The 16,822-nt window shown below is 70.3% G+C and carries 11 protein-coding genes; 5 read left to right on the top strand and 6 right to left on the bottom strand.

Translation table 11 applies throughout. The features are described from left to right. Nucleotides 1-370 precede the first annotated feature (370 nt). Nucleotides 371-949, bottom strand: coding sequence for a hypothetical protein (locus AB0947_RS22740; RefSeq protein WP_366752160.1), 579 nt, complete (start codon nt 947-949; stop codon nt 371-373). Between the two features lie 169 nt (nt 950-1,118). Here AB0947_RS22740 and AB0947_RS22735 point away from each other — a divergent pair, with 169 nt between their 5' ends. Continuing rightward, complete coding sequence (locus tag AB0947_RS22735; RefSeq protein ID WP_366752159.1) at nt 1,119-1,751, top strand: TetR/AcrR family transcriptional regulator; 633 nt, start codon at nt 1,119-1,121, stop codon at nt 1,749-1,751. A 168-nt stretch (nt 1,752-1,919) separates the two neighbouring features. Here AB0947_RS22735 and AB0947_RS22730 read toward each other — a convergent pair whose 3' ends face one another. Continuing rightward, complete coding sequence (locus AB0947_RS22730) at nt 1,920-4,031, bottom strand: N-acetylmuramoyl-L-alanine amidase (RefSeq protein WP_366752342.1); 2,112 nt, start codon at nt 4,029-4,031, stop codon at nt 1,920-1,922. A 581-nt stretch (nt 4,032-4,612) separates the two neighbouring features. Here AB0947_RS22730 and AB0947_RS22725 point away from each other — a divergent pair. After that, nucleotides 4,613-5,209 carry an NAD(P)H-dependent oxidoreductase gene (locus AB0947_RS22725; protein ID WP_366752158.1) on the top strand — a complete coding sequence of 199 codons (597 nt, stop codon included), beginning with the start codon at nt 4,613-4,615 and terminating at the stop codon, nt 5,207-5,209. A 19-nt stretch (nt 5,210-5,228) separates the two neighbouring features. Here the strand turns inward: AB0947_RS22725 and ribA are convergent, their stop codons facing one another. From ribA to AB0947_RS22710, 3 genes are all read right to left on the bottom strand, one after another. Next, a complete protein-coding gene (ribA, locus tag AB0947_RS22720) occupies nt 5,229-5,828 on the bottom strand; it encodes a GTP cyclohydrolase II (RefSeq protein ID WP_366752341.1) in 600 nt (199 codons plus the stop codon). A 138-nt stretch (nt 5,829-5,966) separates the two neighbouring features. Continuing rightward, complete coding sequence (locus AB0947_RS22715; protein ID WP_366752157.1) at nt 5,967-7,217, bottom strand: MFS transporter; 1,251 nt, start codon at nt 7,215-7,217, stop codon at nt 5,967-5,969. Beyond that, nucleotides 7,214-9,130: a WD40 repeat domain-containing protein gene (locus AB0947_RS22710; protein ID WP_366752156.1), complete on the bottom strand. Its 1,917-nt coding sequence runs from the start codon at nt 9,128-9,130 to the stop codon at nt 7,214-7,216. Before AB0947_RS22710 ends, AB0947_RS22715 begins: the two co-directional genes overlap by 4 nt. A 708-nt stretch (nt 9,131-9,838) precedes the next feature. Here AB0947_RS22710 and AB0947_RS22705 point away from each other — a divergent pair. The 3 genes from AB0947_RS22705 (at nt 9,839) to AB0947_RS22695 (ending at nt 13,212) form a co-directional block, all read left to right on the top strand. Beyond that, a complete protein-coding gene (locus AB0947_RS22705) occupies nt 9,839-11,548 on the top strand; it encodes a WD40 repeat domain-containing protein (protein WP_366752155.1) in 1,710 nt (569 codons plus the stop codon). Between the two features lie 85 nt (nt 11,549-11,633). After that, a complete protein-coding gene (locus tag AB0947_RS22700) occupies nt 11,634-12,620 on the top strand; it encodes an SUMF1/EgtB/PvdO family nonheme iron enzyme (protein ID WP_366752154.1) in 987 nt (328 codons plus the stop codon). Nucleotides 12,621-13,080: 460 nt separating this feature from the next. Further along, complete coding sequence (locus AB0947_RS22695; protein ID WP_366752153.1) at nt 13,081-13,212, top strand: hypothetical protein; 132 nt, start codon at nt 13,081-13,083, stop codon at nt 13,210-13,212. Between the two features lie 109 nt (nt 13,213-13,321). On the opposite strand, the gene AB0947_RS22690 is transcribed toward AB0947_RS22695, so the two are convergent. Next, entirely contained in the window at nt 13,322-16,348 is a 3,027-nt protein-coding gene (locus AB0947_RS22690) for a BTAD domain-containing putative transcriptional regulator (protein ID WP_366752152.1), read from the bottom strand. Between the last annotated feature and the right edge of the window lie 474 nt (nt 16,349-16,822).

The raw sequence follows: 16,822 nt of genomic DNA, 5'->3' as shown, positions 1-16,822 counted from the left end.
GCGCCGGGCACGCCCTCTCCACGGACACGCACCGGGCGGCGCACGGTCGAACGCATGGGTGCTACAAGGGAAACGTGTCCAGGGCGCGGGGACGGCACGGACTGCCCGAACGGGGAGGACGAGGTCCTGGTCGACGGGGTCCGGTGCGAGGAGTGCCTGCACTACTGGGAACTGGATGCGACTGCGCCGGAGCGCCGGCTGGTGACGGATGACGGGCTGACCCGGCCGACCGGGGACCCGTGGGAAGCCGGGCCGGGAACAGCCGCGTAGTCCTCAGGCTGCTGGTCCTACAGGGGCATTCACCACCAGCGACGTCCTGCTTACGATGACGGCCAACATGCTGCCGGCACTGGTGTTGTGGTCGGTCATGTCAGTTGCTCCCACCGGTGTTCCGGTTGGCGTTGTGTCCGAGGCGCAGGGCAGAGACGAGAAAGAAGATGCCGCCAAGCAGGGCGTAGCCGGCCAGATTGCTCAGCGAGGAGTGAGGGGCAGCGGCCTGCCGGAGGAACGAGATTCCGGCGAGCGTGGAGATGCCGCCGCTGGCGATCATCGCCCACTGGCCTCCGAGGTCGCGTCGCCGCAGAGCAACGATGAGCTGGACGAGGCCCGCTGTGACGGCCCAGACCCCCCACACGCGCAGGACCCCCGGAATGCCGGAGGTGACCGCGAAGACCAGTCCGACGGCGGCGATCACACTGATCGCGATGTTGGCGTAGAGACCCAGAGCGGACCGGCTCGCCCGGGAGGAGCGGGCATCGACGACGGCGGCGCCCACGTCGAACAGCGGGTAGATCACGAGCAGGGTCGCGCTCACCGGACCGATGCTCGACGCGGTCAAGAAGAGCACGACAGCCCAGATGAGAGCGAACCCGGAACGAACGAGGTAGAGCCGACGAAGCGCTGACGCGACGGTGGTGGGGGCAGGGGTCGTAGTCGTGGTCGTGGTCATGACTGTTCCTTCCACAGGAAGCCGTTGGATTCGGTGTCCGCTGACGCGGAGCGGGCAACGGCGTGGCCGCCGGACCCTAGGAGAAAGACCGTTCTCTCTTGCTGTGCGGAGCCTGACACGACTCCCCGGTGATCGCAAGACCGATCGTTCTTTCTGCTACGGTGGGGTCATGGCCACACGGACACGTCCCGCGCCCGGCAACCCGAACGGCAGCTCGTCAGGAGAGCCGGTCCGGTCCGAGGCGCGAGAGCGGCTGCTGTCCACGGCCAGCGGGCTGTTCTACCGCGAAGGCATCCGGGCGGTCGGGGTCGAGCGGATCCTCGCCGAGGCACCGGCCACGCGGGCGACGTTCTACCGGCACTTCCCCTCGAAAGAGGACCTCGTGATCGCCTACCTGCGTGGCGTCGACACCGGCATACGGGCCGGCGTGCAGGCCACCATCGAGGCCGCACCGTCCCCGGCCGATGCACTGCGCGCGATCGGGACCGCCGTCGCCGACAGCCTCGCCTCGCCGGAGTTCCGCGGCTGCGCGTTCCTCAAGGCCGCCGCCGAGTACCTCGACCCCGAAGACCGGGTGCGCCAGGTGATCCTCGATCACCGAGCCTGGTACACGACCACGCTCACCGAACTCTTCGCGCAGGTCTTCGGGAACTCACCGCGCCGCGGCAAACCAGAACACGCCGCCCGGCACTTCGTCATGATGCGCGACGGCGCCATGAGCGGCGCCCACCTCGACGGCGTCGACAGCGTCGGCGCCGCGTTCCGCCGCGGCGTCGAGGGCCTGCTCACCGTCCTTCACTGAGCACCCACGTCGACGAGGACTGTTCCTGGCCTTGCGGGGGACGACGACGGAACAGCGTCCGCAACTCGCGTGTCGTACACGACATCGCGGGAACGGACGCAGCGACCGGCGCATGCGTGTCCGCATGCGCCGGTCGGCGTGGTGTGTCTCGACCCCGCGGGTGGCGGGTTACTTGATGTAGACGAGGCCGTCGGTGGTGACGGTGGGACGGCCGCTGGTGCCCACGACGACGATCTTGACCGTGTGCTTGGTGCTGCTGGACCAGGTCTTGGTCCAGATCGCCTGCCGGTACGACGTCGTGGAGGACTTCAGGTCGACGGTGGAGACCTTGGTGCCGTCGACGTAGACGTAGGCCTGGCCGGAGCTGGAGGCCCGGGAGACCACCCAGGCGACCGAGCGGCCGGTGAACGTCCAGGTGAGGGCGGCCCCCTTGGAGCCGCTGGAGTACGACTTGCCGCCGAGGTAGCTGGTGGAGGAGCGGGTGCTCCAGGTGCCGGACCTGGTGGCGGAGCTCTCCTGGAGGATCATCGGGGTGTACGCGGGGGACGACGTGCGGTAGTTGCCGGCGTAGTCGTAGGCACGCATCGACCAGGTGGTGGCGGTGCCGGACTTGGCGGTTGTGTTGTAGCCGGTCGTGGCAGGGGTGAAGGTGCCGGTCGTGGGGGACAGCAGCTTCACGTGACGCAAGGCCTTGTCGTCGGTGGCCTTCCAGCCGAGGGCGACCGGGACGGCGGTGGTGTTGACGGTTCCGGTCCGCAGGGACAGCTTCGGCGTGGTGGTGAACGTCGGAGCTGTCGTCTCCGCGACGACGGTCAGTGCGGCGCTGGTTGTCGTCTTGCCGGACTGGTGCACGGCCCGGACGGCGACGCTGTGGCTGCCCACGGCCAGGGTGGTGGTGGCGGAGGTGGCAGCGCCGGACGTCGTGGTGACGGGCTTGCCGTCGACCAGCAGCTCGAACTTCGAGATCAGCGAAGCCGGTGTGGTGGCCGTCCACTTCGCGGTGAGGGCGCCCTGGGTGTAGTACGTCGAGCCGGAAAGGGTGGCGCCGCTCACCGAGGTGACCTTCAGACCCTGGACCGGGCCGGCCGCCCAGGTGCGGATGGTCGGCAGCTGGTCGTACAGCAGGCCGCCGGGGCACTCGGTGTTGTAGCCGTCGCGGTGACCGGAGATCCGCTGGAACGTGTAGGTGCTGCCGGCGGTGAAGCTGGTGCCGGAGAGGTTCTTCTGGGTGGCACCGGCGGTCAGCTGGGTCGTGCCGGTGGGCTGGGCGCCGTACTGGCCGAGCTTCCAGGCCGCGAGGCGGGCGATCGAGGCCAGTGCGGCGTTGGAGGCGCTGGTGGTGGTGTAGTCACCGAGCACCGCGACCGCGGTGGACTCCCGGTTCCAGCCGTAGGTGTGGGCGCCGAACACCGGCAGGTCGACCCCGCCCTTGCGCCCCTCGAAGAGGGTGCCGCACTTGTCGACGAGGAAGTTGTAGCCGATGTCCTTCCAGCCGCTGACCTGCACGTGGTACGCGTAGATACTCCGCACGACCGATGCCGAATCGGCGCAGGAGTAGTCGTTCGCCCCGTCGGTGTGGTGGACGAACACGGCCTTGACGTCGTCGTTGTACTCGGGTGCTTCCGGGCTGATCGACTCGTCCGCGCCCCAGCCGGCACGTGCGACGATCGGCGGCCGCGGCACGGTCGAAGGCGGAGCGGACGGCGTGGTGGCCGACGGGCTCGCGGAAGTGCTCGCTGATGGCGATGCGGAAACCGACCCGGTGGGGCCGGGCTCGGACGTGGTGTCGGTCGGCGCGGGAGACGTGGTGGTCTGGCCGTCCGTCGGCGCGGCGGGGACGCTGTCGCTCGACGTGGGCGATCCGGTGGGCGCCCCGGGGTCGGCCGGCGCGCTGCCGCTGGGGTCCGGAGTCTCCGCGGGGACGGCGAATCCGGCCGGCTCGGCCGGAGCGCCGCTCGCCTTCGTCTCGGCGGTCGACACCACACCCGGGTCGACCAGGTTGACCTGCAGTCCACCGGGCAGCCTGCCGACGTGGCCGTTCTCGCGGACGACCTGCACCTGCACGCCGTTCGAGGGGCCGACCCACAACGGCTCCGAGGCGCCACGCACGCGCGGGCCCGGCTTCTCCAGCGGGTCGACGTTCACTTCGAGGTTCCGCCAGGCACTCCACTCGCCGGTCTCCAGGCTATGGGTGCGCACCCGCACCGTGCCCTTCAGCCGCTTGGCGGCACCCGTCCACGAGACACCCAGCAGGGAGAACTCCTCGGTGTCCTTACGCATGAGCTCCCGTCTGTCCTGCGAACTCCCGGCCAGCGACAGGTCGTAGACCTTCGCCGGTCGCTTGGCACGCTCGGCGCCCGGCCCCCCGGACGGGCTGGCGACCGCATAGGTCACGATCCCTCCCCCGCCCAGCACCACAGCACCGAGCGTCAACCACGCCCGTCGCCTGAAGCTCAGCGGTCTGTACGCATGCGACGTACGACTGCTCACGACGTATCCACCCCACAGAAGGCCGGCAACGGCCGCAGAAGAAAGACAGATCGGCACACCCGTCACACGGATGCCCCGTTCTCCCAGCGGGCGCCGGCCCACAAACGTCACAGACAAATAGACAGCCGTGACGCACATCACAGTTTGGTACGCCTGGGTGCGGTGCCTCACCATCGCCGCCGAGCGCCGACCAGCAGATCCCTGCTCCACACGCCAAGGACTGGCATGACCGGGTGTCGGGGTGTTCACACACGCCCGGTGATCCGTCGCCCCGGTAATGAATCAGGACCCTGCCGGGAGTGGCGTGGGTGAGGCTGTAGGCGCAAGGCGGGAACCAACGAGCGTACTCATCACGGTGGTAGGGAGACGATGTGACCGCGATAGTGCTCATCTCCGGAAGTCTGCGGCGCGACTCGGTGAACGGCGTCGCCATCGCCACGGTCCGGACCCTGTTGCTCCGGCGGGAGCCGCAGCCGGGCACGGTGCTGCTGGACCTGCGGTCACTGCCCTACTACGACCAGGACCTCGACGTGGGAGACGGGCCGCAGCCGGTCGCGCGCGCACGGCGGCTGATCGCGAACGCGGAGGCCGTGGTGATCAGCACTCCGTCGTACAACGGAGGCGCACCCGGTGTACTGAAGAACGCGCTGGACTGGTTGTCCCGCCCCTGGGGCGACAGCGCACTGACCGGGACGCCGACGGCGCTGTTGAGCGCCTCCCCCGGCCCGCGTGGCGCGGCGGACGCGCAGCCGGGGCTGCGGATCAATCTGGAGCGCTCGGGAGCGGTGCTCATCGACCATCCGCTGGTGGCACTCGGCAACGCCGAAGGGATGACCCGCACCGAGGCAGGGTTCACCGATCCCTCGGTACTCGCCCTGCTCGGCGAGTTCACCGACGCGGTGTGGGCCGGCCGCCGGCACACAACCGGCCCCGCGCATGACGGCCTCCATGTGACGCCGGTGTTCTGACCGGGACCGGCCACCGGAGTCACGCCGATTCGTCCAGCCGAATGGTGTGCGCGGTGTGCGTCACCTTGGCGCGCAGATAACCGACGTTGTAGGGAGTCGCGAAGGCACTGGTAGGGATGGTGTTCCGCACCCGTATGCCGTGCCTTCTCAACTGCTCGCGCTTGTCCGGGTTGTTGGTGAGCAGGTCGATCTCCGTGTATCCGAGGGCCTGGAGCATCTGTTCCGCGACCGCGTAGTTGCGCAGGTCGTCCGCCAGCCCCAGAGCCCGGTTGGCCTCGTAGGTGTCCAGGCCCCGGTCCTGCAGTTGGTAGGCGTCGAGTTTGTTGTACAGGCCGATGCCGCGGCCTTCCTGCCTCAGGTACAGCAGCACACCCCCCGCCGTCTCGATCATCCGCAGCGCCTCGCCGAGTTGCGGACCGCAGTCGCAGCGGGCGGAGCCGAACACATCTCCGGTGAGGCACTCCGAGTGCACCCGCACCAGCGGGATCTCCGGGGTCTCGGGGCCCAGCAGCAGGGCGAGGTGCTCATGCCCGTCCGAGAGACCGTCGAAGGTCACCATGGTGGCCACGGTGGGCTTGTCCGTGCCGCGGTTGAGGGGTACCTGGACGCTTCGCCGGATCCGTGCCCGCCCGGGAACGGCGGTCGCGAATTCGCCAGGGGTGCCGGGATACGCGTCGTACTGCGGGTGATGTCCGTGGACCTCGTCCAGGAAGTCGTGCTGACGCACTAGTGGCCTCCGCTCTCTTCGGTTCTTACCTCAACTTCCGCTCCACGCGGGGCGGGTGCGCAGCAGGCACCAGACCCCGATGGAGGCTGCCGCCCCCAGCACGAGGAAGGTCGGCAGCAGACCCAGGGCGTCGTCGACCAGCAGGACCGTGGTGGACGAAAGCAGGCCCGCCCCGCCGGCGAGCAGCCACAGCACTCCGGACGCCCGGCCCAGTACCCCGGGCGGGAGGAATGTGACGCGCCCCATGACGACGGCGGCGGTCACCATGCCACCCCCGAACTGCCCCAGGAGCAGTGCGCACAGGAACAGCGGCCACATGGGAACGGCCAGCAGCGCCAGGGTCGCGGCACGCAGCGCCAGTCCCGTCGTCAGCCACCGCCAGGCCCTGAACACCCGGCGCTGCGAGACGAACAGGTTGCCCACCAGACCGCTGAAGTTCACGGCCGCGATGACGAGGCCGACCGATTCACCGTCGAGCCGCCACCCGTGCGCGAGGTGGTACAGGAGCAAGGAGGTGAGGCCGGCCCCGCAGGCGATGTCGGTCACGAGTTGCACCACGAGGAGGGTCCTCATCCTCGGATCGCCGAAGATCGCGTGCAGGGCGGGGCGCCACTGCTCCCACATCCGCTGCCGGTCCCCGGAGGGTACGACGGCGGGCGGGTGCACCCCGAGAGCCCAGACGGCCAACGGCACGAAGAACGTGGGGAGGTTCAGCCAGAGCAGGCCCGGGTACCCGAGGTGCGGGAGCAGGGCGGCGGCGATGACGGGTCCCGCCATCGTCGTCGCGAGGTACATGCTGTTCAGGGTGCCCCGGGCCCGGACCGGGCTGGCGGGGAAGGTCGTCGCGACCTCGGTGATCCAGCCCGTGCGGTAGGCCGCGCCCCCGACTGCCACCAGGAAGGCGCTCAGGAAGAGCGACCACGTGGCGGGACCGTGCCGCAGCAGCAGGAGGTTCATCCCCGTCGCGGCGCCGGCCTGGAGGAGAAGACCGTAGACGACGAGTTCCCGCACGCCCCTGCGATCGGCCACCTGGCCGAACGCGGGCGACAACAACCCCGCCGCGGGCACCGCGGCGGCCAGCAGGGTCATCACGCCGAGCGAGCCGGTGCGGTGGTACGCGAGGAGAGGCAATGCCACGGCGTACAGTGCCTCTCCCAGGTTGTTGACGACGTTCCCGGCCGCGAAGATCAGGAAGTCACGGTCGCGGAAGGGGGACGGTTCGCTCTCCCGCTGGTCCGTCCGGGCCGGGGCGCTCTTGGGCACTCCGCCGGCAACGCTCACCGTGATGTCTTTCCGGCATCGGCCAAGGAGGGGTAGTCCGCCGTCGTCCCCGGCAGCCACAGGTCTCGCAGCGGAGTGAGCACCCGGTCGGGCGCCGCCTCGCGGTCGAGCCGGAACAGCCGCAGGTACCCGCCGCGGCCTCCGACGACGATGTAGGGCTCGCCGGTGCTGCCGCGCAGGGCGGCCACGCCTTTGGCGAAGTCCGGCAGGTCCTCGTTCAGAGCCAGGATGGCCCCCGTCTCGTAGTCGTAGGCGGCCAGTTGGAAGCCGTAGGTGACCACGCAGAGGGTGTTGTCGATCAGGACCGCGCTCTCGGCCGTGTTGTCCAGCAGCTCTATGAACTGACGGGACTCCTTGTCCTGTCCGACCAGGTACTCCTTGACTCCCACGCCGCCGGTCACCCGCACCATGTCGCCGTGAACGGTCAGGCGCTTCGGGTAGTGCCCGAGGTCGACCGCCCAGTCCTCGGCGCCGTCAGCGTCGTAGGCGGCCAGCCGGCCGTTGCGGGCTCCGAGGAGTCGGCGGCCGTCGTCCAGGTAGCCGCAGACCCAGGCGCTGGTGGGCAGGCCGTCGAGGACGGCGAGCTGCTCCCCGGTGTCGGCGTCGAACTCGAACCCTCCCGCGTTGCAGGCGACCAGCAGCCGTCGGCTGTCCGGCGAGAGGGCGAGGGTGTGGACGATGCCCGGCAGTTCCCGCTCCCACATCGTCCTGCCGTCACCCGCGACGCGGCGCACGGTCTTGGGCCAGAAGACGCCGGCCCACCCGTCGTCGGCCTGGACGAGCCGACGGGTGAAGCCCAGACCGCTCGTGTAGGTGTCGCCCGGTATCAGGGCCGGGTGGCCCGGCGCGGGGTCGACCAGGCGCACCAGGCAGGTGCCGTGGTCGGTCGCCGCGACGAGGGCCCGTTCGTCGCCGGGCACCGGTTGCAGCTCCCAGACGCTGTGCCGCGCGAAGCCCAGGCGCCGCACGAACTCGCCGTCCGGTGTGCAGACCGTGACGTCGCCGTCCTGGGTCAGGACGTACACCTGCCCCTCGCGGTCCACGGTGATGTCGATGAGCTGGTGGCTGAAGCCGCCGATCCGGTGGAGCACGCGTAGCTCCGGCTCACGGTTGTCGAAGATCATCAACTCACCGTCGAAGCCTCCGACGTACGCCTTGGTGAAGTCGGGCGAGAACGCGAGAGCCTCGACGTCGTTGCGGGCGTACAGCATGCGCTGCCCCACCGTGCCGTCCAGCGACATGGTCAGGACGCCGTTGGCGATCAGCAGGTCGTCGCCGATGCCGCCGTCCAGGGTCGCCCAGAAACGGTTGTGGCGCCCGTCGTAGACGAGCCGGTGGATGTTGGAGCTGTCGACCGTCACCACGGTCGGGAAGGAGAGCGTCTCCAGATCGCCGATCTGGATGCGGCCGTTGCGGTCGCCGACCGCGTGCACACCGGGCGCGTCGGTGCAGAACCACTCCAGCATGTCGTAGCCGTGCGGCCAGATCACGATGCGCTCGACGGTGAAGGTCTCCAGGTCCAGGACGACCAGCTGGTAGTAGCCGTTGTCGACGTACACCTTGCCGTTCCACACACCGATGCCGCGCAGCATGGTCAGGGAGGGCTGCTCGCCCTCCATGAGCAGTGACCGGTCGGCTGTGGCCCTGGCGTCCAGGCGGTCGAGCAGCCGCAGCGAGTCGGCGTCCCAGCGGGCGATGTTGCCGACCTTGTCGCGCGTGATGATCCAGTCGCCGACGATCTTCACCCCGTAGATGGGATGCGCGGCAGTCGCCTGGGCGGTTGCCGAGTCCGGGGAGGAGGACAGGACGTTCAGCTCGGAGTCGAGCCAGTGCAGGCCGCCCCTGACGTCGGCCGCCAGGATGCCGCGATCGTCGTCGCAGACGATCCGCGTGATCCTCTCTCGGATACCCATGGGAAACCTCATTCTGTGTGGTGACGGCTGGTAGGCCGAACCGCGGCGATGGCGGGCCGACGGCCGGCCCGCGGTCTTCCCGGGCTCCGCCCGGGGGGCAGTCCGCACCCCCCGGGCGAGCGGGGCGTGTGGGAGTCATGCTGCGGACTCCTTCACACGCCTAACGTGGCCTTCGCGGGCTCACACGTTGGGGCGGGACGCACGACGCACGAGAGTCATCTGACACACCCCCTCTCCGCATTGGCGTAGCACTTGACGCACCTGGACTGGTCAGACGTTGGGGCGGGACGCACGACGCACGAGAGTCATCTGACACACCCCCTTCCTGCCGTGTCGGGTGACTACAGCATGCGCAGACCACATCCCGATCGGGTCCTGGCCGGGTCCCGCCCCTCCTCGCCGGGAATCCTGGCTGGTCAGCGGGGGTGCCGGGCAATGATTCGGGTGCCCCGTCGACTCCCGGCCGGGGAACGCGACCCGTCCGACTGCCGCTCCACCAGCGCGAATACCGCCGTGCAGCGGACCGGTAACGGGCAAGGAGCCGGGTCCGGCACTCTTGGCCGAACGGAAAGGATCGCTCACGACCGCACCCTTCGGCTCGTTCGCGCCATCCCGGCGGCCGACGAGACGGACGCAGGCAAGCGATCGAGCGTGTGCCACTTCGGCCGCAGTGACCCGGCCGGCAAACCTCGGAGTGGAGGAGTCAGCGTGATACGCCATCATGGGCCCATCAGCGGGATCGCGGCCTTCGGCGGCTCTCTCGTGGCCACCGCCGGTTATGACAACCAGGTCGTCCTGTGGGACGCGAAACGACGCGAGCCCCTGGCCCGGGCAGTCCACGATCACCTGGCCAACCAGGTGACGTTCAGCCCTGACGGCACCCTCCTGCTGACCTCGTCGAGCGACTACACCGCCCGGCTCTGGTCGGTGCCGGACCTCAAGTTGCAGGCAGTGCTGAGCGACCACAAGGACGACGTGGAGATGTCCGTCTTCCACCCCACCCGCGAGCTGGTGGCCACCGCCTCCCGCGACCACGTCGTCCGTGTCTACGACTTCGGCGGCCGGCTGGTCACCCGGTTCGAGGGCCACACCGCCGACGTCATCTCCGTCGCCTGGCTCGGCGACTCGGCCGAGCTGCTCACCTCCAGCGACGACGGCACGGTCAAGCAGTGGTCGCTCGCGACCGGTGGCCCGGTCCGAGAGGTCGACCTCGGGGGCGTGGAGACCGACACCATCGCCATCACCCGCTCGGGCACCGTGTACGCGGGCAACGACGAGGGCGAGATCATCACCATCGCCGACGGCCACACGGGCACGACTCCCGCGCACCGGGCCGGTATCAAGCGGCTGGTCTACAACGCCCCCACCGAGTCCCTGGTCAGCCTCAGCTACGACCGTACCCTGCGGGTCTGGGACGCCTCGGACCCGGTGGCCGGGCCGCGGCCGGTCCACACCGCCGAGTTCCCGCCGGAGGTATGGGCCCGTTCGTGCGCCTTCCTGGACGACTCCACGCTCGTCTTCGGCACGTTCGGGTCCTCCTACGCCGTCTACCGGATCACGGACGGGGCATGGGACCTGGCCGGTGTGGAACCCACCGCCTGCGTCAACGCGGTGCTCACCGCTGCCGACGCCACCGAGTGGACGACCGGTGACGCCGGAGTGGTGTGGGTGGACGGACGGCAGCAGGCATCCACCGGCAGTCTGTGCAATTTCCTGGTCGAGGTCGGCGACCGGATACTCACCGGCGGCCAGCTCGGCCAGATCTTCGACGCCCGGGACGGACGCGTCCTGCACCAGCACCGTTCACCGCTGAACTGCGCCGCCGCCTTCACACGCGACGGTGTGCCGCACGTCGTGGTCGGCACCTACACCGGCGAGGGTCTGGTGTTCTCCGCCGGCGCGGGTCGCGACATCGAGCACGTCGCCACGCTGCCCCTGCACACGAACGCGGTGAAGGGCGTGGCCGTGTCCGGTGACACGCTGTTCGCGGTGTGCGCGGACACGTCGGTGTCCTGGTTCTCCCTGCGGACCCTCACCGAGACGGGCCGGGCCGACGGCGCCCACACCAAGATCGTCAATGGTTGCGCCGGGCTGCCTGACGGCAGGTTCGCCAGCGTGAGCAGGGATCTGACACTGCGCATCTGGGACGGCCCGACCAGCCGCGCGGTGCCGACACCGCACGACCACTCCGTCAAGTGCGTGGCGGCCTCGCCCGACGGCCGACTGGTGGCGACCGGATCGTACTCCGGGTCGGTGGCCGTCTACGACACCGCCACCGGTACCTGGCCCCTCGTGGCACGGCCCACGACCGCGGGCATCTCGAGCCTGCACTACGACGCGAGTCGTGCAAGGTTCCTCGCCTCGTCCTACGACGGCGGGGTCTACGCGGTGGAGCCGGTCAGCGAGCCGGCTGCCTGATGGCGGCGCCGAGCGACGGGACGAACAGGCGACCGGTCCGGGCCGGGGAAGACCGGGCGGAGGAAGGCGGGACGGGACGAGCACCGTGACGGCGGGGACCAACCCCGACCAACTGGACGACCGGGCCGCGATGGGCCTGCCGCCGTCCTTCACCGACCGGATCGACCGGGACCGGCTGAACGTCCTCGCCCGCCGGCTGGCGGGCGAGGATCCGCGGGCACTGGCACGCCTCGTCGAGGACCCGGGCGCCGAGATGCTCCTCCGGCTGGCCGCGGGCACGCAGCTGGCCCTCGTGGGCGATCCCCGTACCACTCCCCTGGATCCCGCGATGGTGGACGTACCCGCCGCCCGGGTCCGGCTCGGGCTGCCCGAGGACCGGATCGACGCGGTCGTGACGGCCTGGCGCCATGTCGGTGTCACACGTGACTGGATCGTCAAGGAAGCACCGCAGTGCGAGACGTCCATCGCCGCTTTCCGTCTGGCCCGGTATCCCGTGACCAACCGGGAGTACCGGTTGTTCCTCCTGGAGAATCCGGACGTCGGACCGCCCACCTCATGGCGGTTCGGAGCGTACCCGCGCCACCTGGCCAACCACCCGGTGTGGAGCGTCCGGCCCGAGGACGCCGACGCCTACGCCGCGTGGCTCTCCCGCCGTACCGGGCGCGCCTTTCGCCTGCCCATTGAGGCGGAATGGGAGTACGCGGCGTCCCGAGGAGACGGCCGGGCCTACCCCTGGGGCGACGACCTCCCGGAGGACCACGCCAACACCGTGGAGAGCGGCCAGCTGAGCACGACCCCGGTCGGCATGTACCCGGCCGGACGCAGCCCGTTCGGCGCGTACGACATGGCCGGCAACGTCGAGGAGTTCGTGGCGGACGACTACCGCCCCTACCCCGGGGGCCGCCACGTCGACGACGACCTCCACGACGGTTCCGGCTCCTCCTACCGTGTGGCGCGCGGAGGAAGTTTCACCCGCTGCGCCGACCTGGCCCGCTGCTGCCGCCGCCATGGCTGGTACCGCCGTGATCTGTACGCCATGGGTTTCCGCCTCGCCGAGACCGTGGAGGGGTAGCGCTGACGCCGTGGTGCCCGCAGGACGTCGCCGACAGGGACGCGTACGGGTCCCCCGACCGGCGTGTGTCCCGTAGCTGCCCCTCGTCGGCCACCGCCGTCTCCGCCGGAGCGGTTGTGGCCGGCTCGGGCGGGCGGGTACCGGCCCACGTCCCTTCGCGGCGGGACGGCAGCCGGGTGCACGCCGAGGAGGCGGCGCTGCGCAGCCTCCTCCACACGGCCCGGCACCGCGCGGTGCCACGCGGACTTCTCGCTGGAGCCGTGCACCCGCCGCGCTTCGGCCCGCTCCCGTGCGCCCGGCTGGTACTGGAATCCGGCATTGCGCGAGTCGTCGTGGCCACCCGGCACACAGCCGCGCGGGCCAGGCTTCGGCAACCGGACGGGACCGACACGGGATACCGCCGGTATCGCGCACACGTGATACTGGTGCGGTCCCGACGAACAGCAGGAGGTAACGCCACATGCGGTGGTTCGTACGTACGGCAGTGGCAGCGGTCGCCGTGCTGGTGGTGGGCTGGGTGGGCTCCGGCGGCGCGCACGCACACGTGGCTCACAGCTCTGTGCTGGCCACCGATGTCGGCCCGACACGTTGACGTCACTCCGGCCCGCAGCGGCAGGCGGATTCCGTCGGGGGTGCGGCGCACAGGCGGCACCCCCGCGGGGGCCGGTGACGGTCCGGCTCCATCTCGCCCGGACGGGCGTTCAGCTCGCCGGTCGCGGCTGACCCAGCAGGAGGGGTTCCGGGCTCAGACCCATGGCCGTGAAGTGCTCGGCAGCGATCCGGTCGTGCTGCGCGGCCGCCTCCGGCAGCCCCAGGGCCCGTAGCGCCTCGCCCATGCCCTTGTGCGCCCGGGCGATCTCCATCCGTAGCTCGATCGCCGTCGCGTACTGAAGAGCTGACCGGTGGTGAGCCAGCGCGTGTTCGTACTCGCCACCGGCCAGACGTACACGGCCCAGCACGTTCTCCGCGGTGGCCAGCCTCGCCCTGGAGCCGTTGCCGCGCGCGGCCTCCACCGCGGCCGTGGCGTGGTCGCGCGCCACCTCCGGTTCACCGGTCCGTACGGCGACTTCCGCGAGGTTGGACAGGACCAGGGATGTCAGGGCCGGGGTGCGCAGCGGCTCGCACAACCGCAGGGCACGTCTCAGGCAGCGCATTGCTTCGTCGGCCTGCCCGACCCCCAGATGGGCCAGGGCCAGATTGCCGAGCGCGGTGACCTCGATGCCGGCGTCTCCGACGGCCCGCGCGGACCGCTCCGCCCGCCGGCCGGCGTCCACCGCGTCTGCGTGGCGTCCCTGACTCTCGGCGGCGAAACAGAGGTTGGCGAGGGACTGGGCCTCCTCGCGGACCAGGCCCAGCTCGCGGTGCGCCGCGGCGGCACGTGTGAGGTAGTCGATCGCGTCGTCCAAGCGCCCCACGCTGGTGCTCAGCACGCCGAGCCGGCTCAGACAGGCCGCCTCGGCACGACGGTCGTCGAGCCGGACCGAGACCGCCAGTGCCTCCTCCGACGAGGCGATGCCCTCTTGGAACCCGTCACGCTGCCATTGCGCGACCGCGAGATTGATCAGGGAGACACAGAGCAGTTCCGGGTCTCCATCCTGTCGGGCGGCCTCCACTGCCAGCCGTGCGGTCGCCTCGAAGTCCTCAAGGTAGCTCTGCGCGTGCAGGTAGAAACATATGCTGCGAGCTATGCACGCGGCGTGACGGCTCAGCCCGTGTTGGAGAGCCAGGTGGACGACGGTCACCGCGTTCCGCCACTCCCGGGCGAACCACGCCAACGCCTCCTCGGGACCGGTGAATCGAGACGACACCGAGCCTTCGTCGGTGCCCGGCACGAACCCGTACCGGACACGCCCGGGAAACAGCGCGTCGCAGGCCCGTTCCACATCGGCCAGGATGAACGCGACCAGGCGCCGCGCCGCCGCCGCCTGCCGCGCGGCGTCGGCCGGCAACGTCTGCGCGAAACTGCGCACCAAGTCGTGGAACGAGTAACGCCCCCACTCGAACTGCTGCAGCAGATGTACGTCCAGCAGGTGTTCCAGCGCCCGCTCCGCACCATCCGGGTCGCTCTGCAGCAGCGCGGCCGCGGCCGGCACATTGAAGTCCGTCCCCGGGTACACACTCAACAGCAGGAAGTCGTCCCGGTATTCGGCCTTCATGGCTTCGTACGACATGCGCAGGGCCGTGGCGACGCTCCGGTCGCCGGATTCCAGCTCGCCGATGATGCGCATGCCGTCGCCCAGGCGGTGGGCCAGATGCCGCAGGGACCAGTGGGGCCGCTTGCGCAAGCGTGCCCCGCAGACGCGCAGGGCCAGCGGGAGCCGCCCGCACAGACGGATGAGGTCGGCGGCGGCCTCGGGTTCGGCGGCCACTCGCTCGGCGCCCACGATCCGGCGCATCAGCTCGGCGCTGTCGTCCTCCGACAGCAGGCCCAGCGAAAGCCCCTCGGCCCCTTCGAGCTCAGGCAGACGGACCCGGCTGGCGATCAGGACCACGCCTCCCGCGGACGCCGGCAGCAACGGACGCACCTGAGCCGCGTCGACCGCGTTGTCCAGCACCAGCAGCAGGCGGCGCCGGGCCGTGGTGACCCTCCACAGGCCGATACGGCCGAGGGTGTCCTCGGGTATCGACTCACCGGGCACACCCACGGCCCGCAGGAGCACATTCAGCGCGGATCCGGCGGACAGCGGTTCCTCTCCCGGTGTGAAGCCGCGCAGGTCGAGGTAGAGCTGCCCGTCGGGGTGGTCCTTGGCCAGCCGGTGTGCCACGTGCACGACCAACGCCGTCTTGCCACTGCCGCCCATACCGTCGACGACGAGCATGTGGGGGCCGGACGTCTCCTCCACGGACGCGGACACGGCGGACGTGAGCACGGCCACCTCCTTCTGCCGTCCGGTGAAGTCCGCCAGGTCGCAGGGCAGTGTGCAGGGGACGGTCCCGGCCACGGTGGAGGGCGGCTGCGTCAGGACGGGGGCGGGCGGCGGCGGGCCGTTCAGCTCGGAGTCACCGCGCAGGATCGCGTCGCGGAGTTCCGACAGCCGGGGCCCGGGGTCGATGCCCAGCTCCTCTGCCAGCAGTGTCCGCAGCCGGCCGTACTCGTCCAGCGCCTCCACTTGTCTGCCGGACCGGTACAGGGCGAGCATCAGATGGCGGCGCAGGCTTTCCCTGAAGGGATGCAGGTCCACCAGCTCGCGCAGCTCACCGACCAACTCGCCGGCCTCACCGGCTTCCAGCCGGAGCTCGTAGCTGCTCTCCACGGCCGACAGGTAGCGTTCTTCCCAGGCCGTCGCCGTGGCCTCGACCAACGCTCCGCCGGCGCCGGCGAACATGGGTCCGCGCCACAGGGCCAACGCCGCCTTCAGGTGGATGACAGCGTTGTCAAGCAGTCCTTCCGCGCGGGCCTCCTGTGCGCGTCGTACCCTCGTGTCGAACAAGCGCAGGTCGAGTTGGCAGTCGTCGACCAGGGCCCGGTAGCCGGGCGGTTCGGTCACGATCAACGCGCGTCCCGAAGGCAGGCGGCGTCGCAGCTCTCCGACAGCCTTGCGGATCTGGTGCACCGCCGTCGGCGGGGGCTCCTCGTCCCACACTGCTTCCACCAGCCGCACCACCGGAACCACACGGCCGGCCTCCAGCAGGAGCATCGTTAGCACACGTTCGTTGATCGGTCCCCCGATCCGTAATCGCCGTTCGCCCTCCCATACTTCCAGAGGGCCCAGGAGGTTGAAATGCACGTGTCGCGGTCCTCCCTGGGTCGCATCGACTTGCGGCAGCCCAGTCAATGTATGTTCACCTGGTTTGCTTCTCAAACCCAACATCCGCATCGTCGCCCTCACATGCAACCGCGACGGGGAGGCGGCGGTACCGCGAAGCCACGGTTGGCGCGGGAGGTGCTGTCCCGGGTTTCCGCACGACGCGGGGTCGCCCGTGCGCGAGCTGGTGCCGTTCCCTGAACGGTGTTGCGGTAGGCCGCGATCGGGGCATCGCCGCATGGGCAGGGAGGCGGCCGGCTGAGGCGAACCACGGTTCGGGAGCTGCGCGCCGCGTACGACAACGTCGTCGGGGCGCCCCTGACGGCCATCGACACCGAGGACGATCAGTCCCGTCGGGCTTTCGATGCGGACGCTGCGCCGGCGACCGTTCGGCCGCCCAGCGGCGGGGCGGGATGCCGCATCCCTGGGTGCTCGGGGACGGAGCCGGTGGGCTGG

The organism is Streptomyces sp. NPDC047841, from assembly GCF_040704085.1.
Taxonomy (GTDB): domain Bacteria; phylum Actinomycetota; class Actinomycetes; order Streptomycetales; family Streptomycetaceae; genus Streptomyces; species Streptomyces argyrophylli.
Note: the sequence above shows the minus strand (reverse complement) of the source record. Positions and strands in the feature narration are given on the sequence as shown.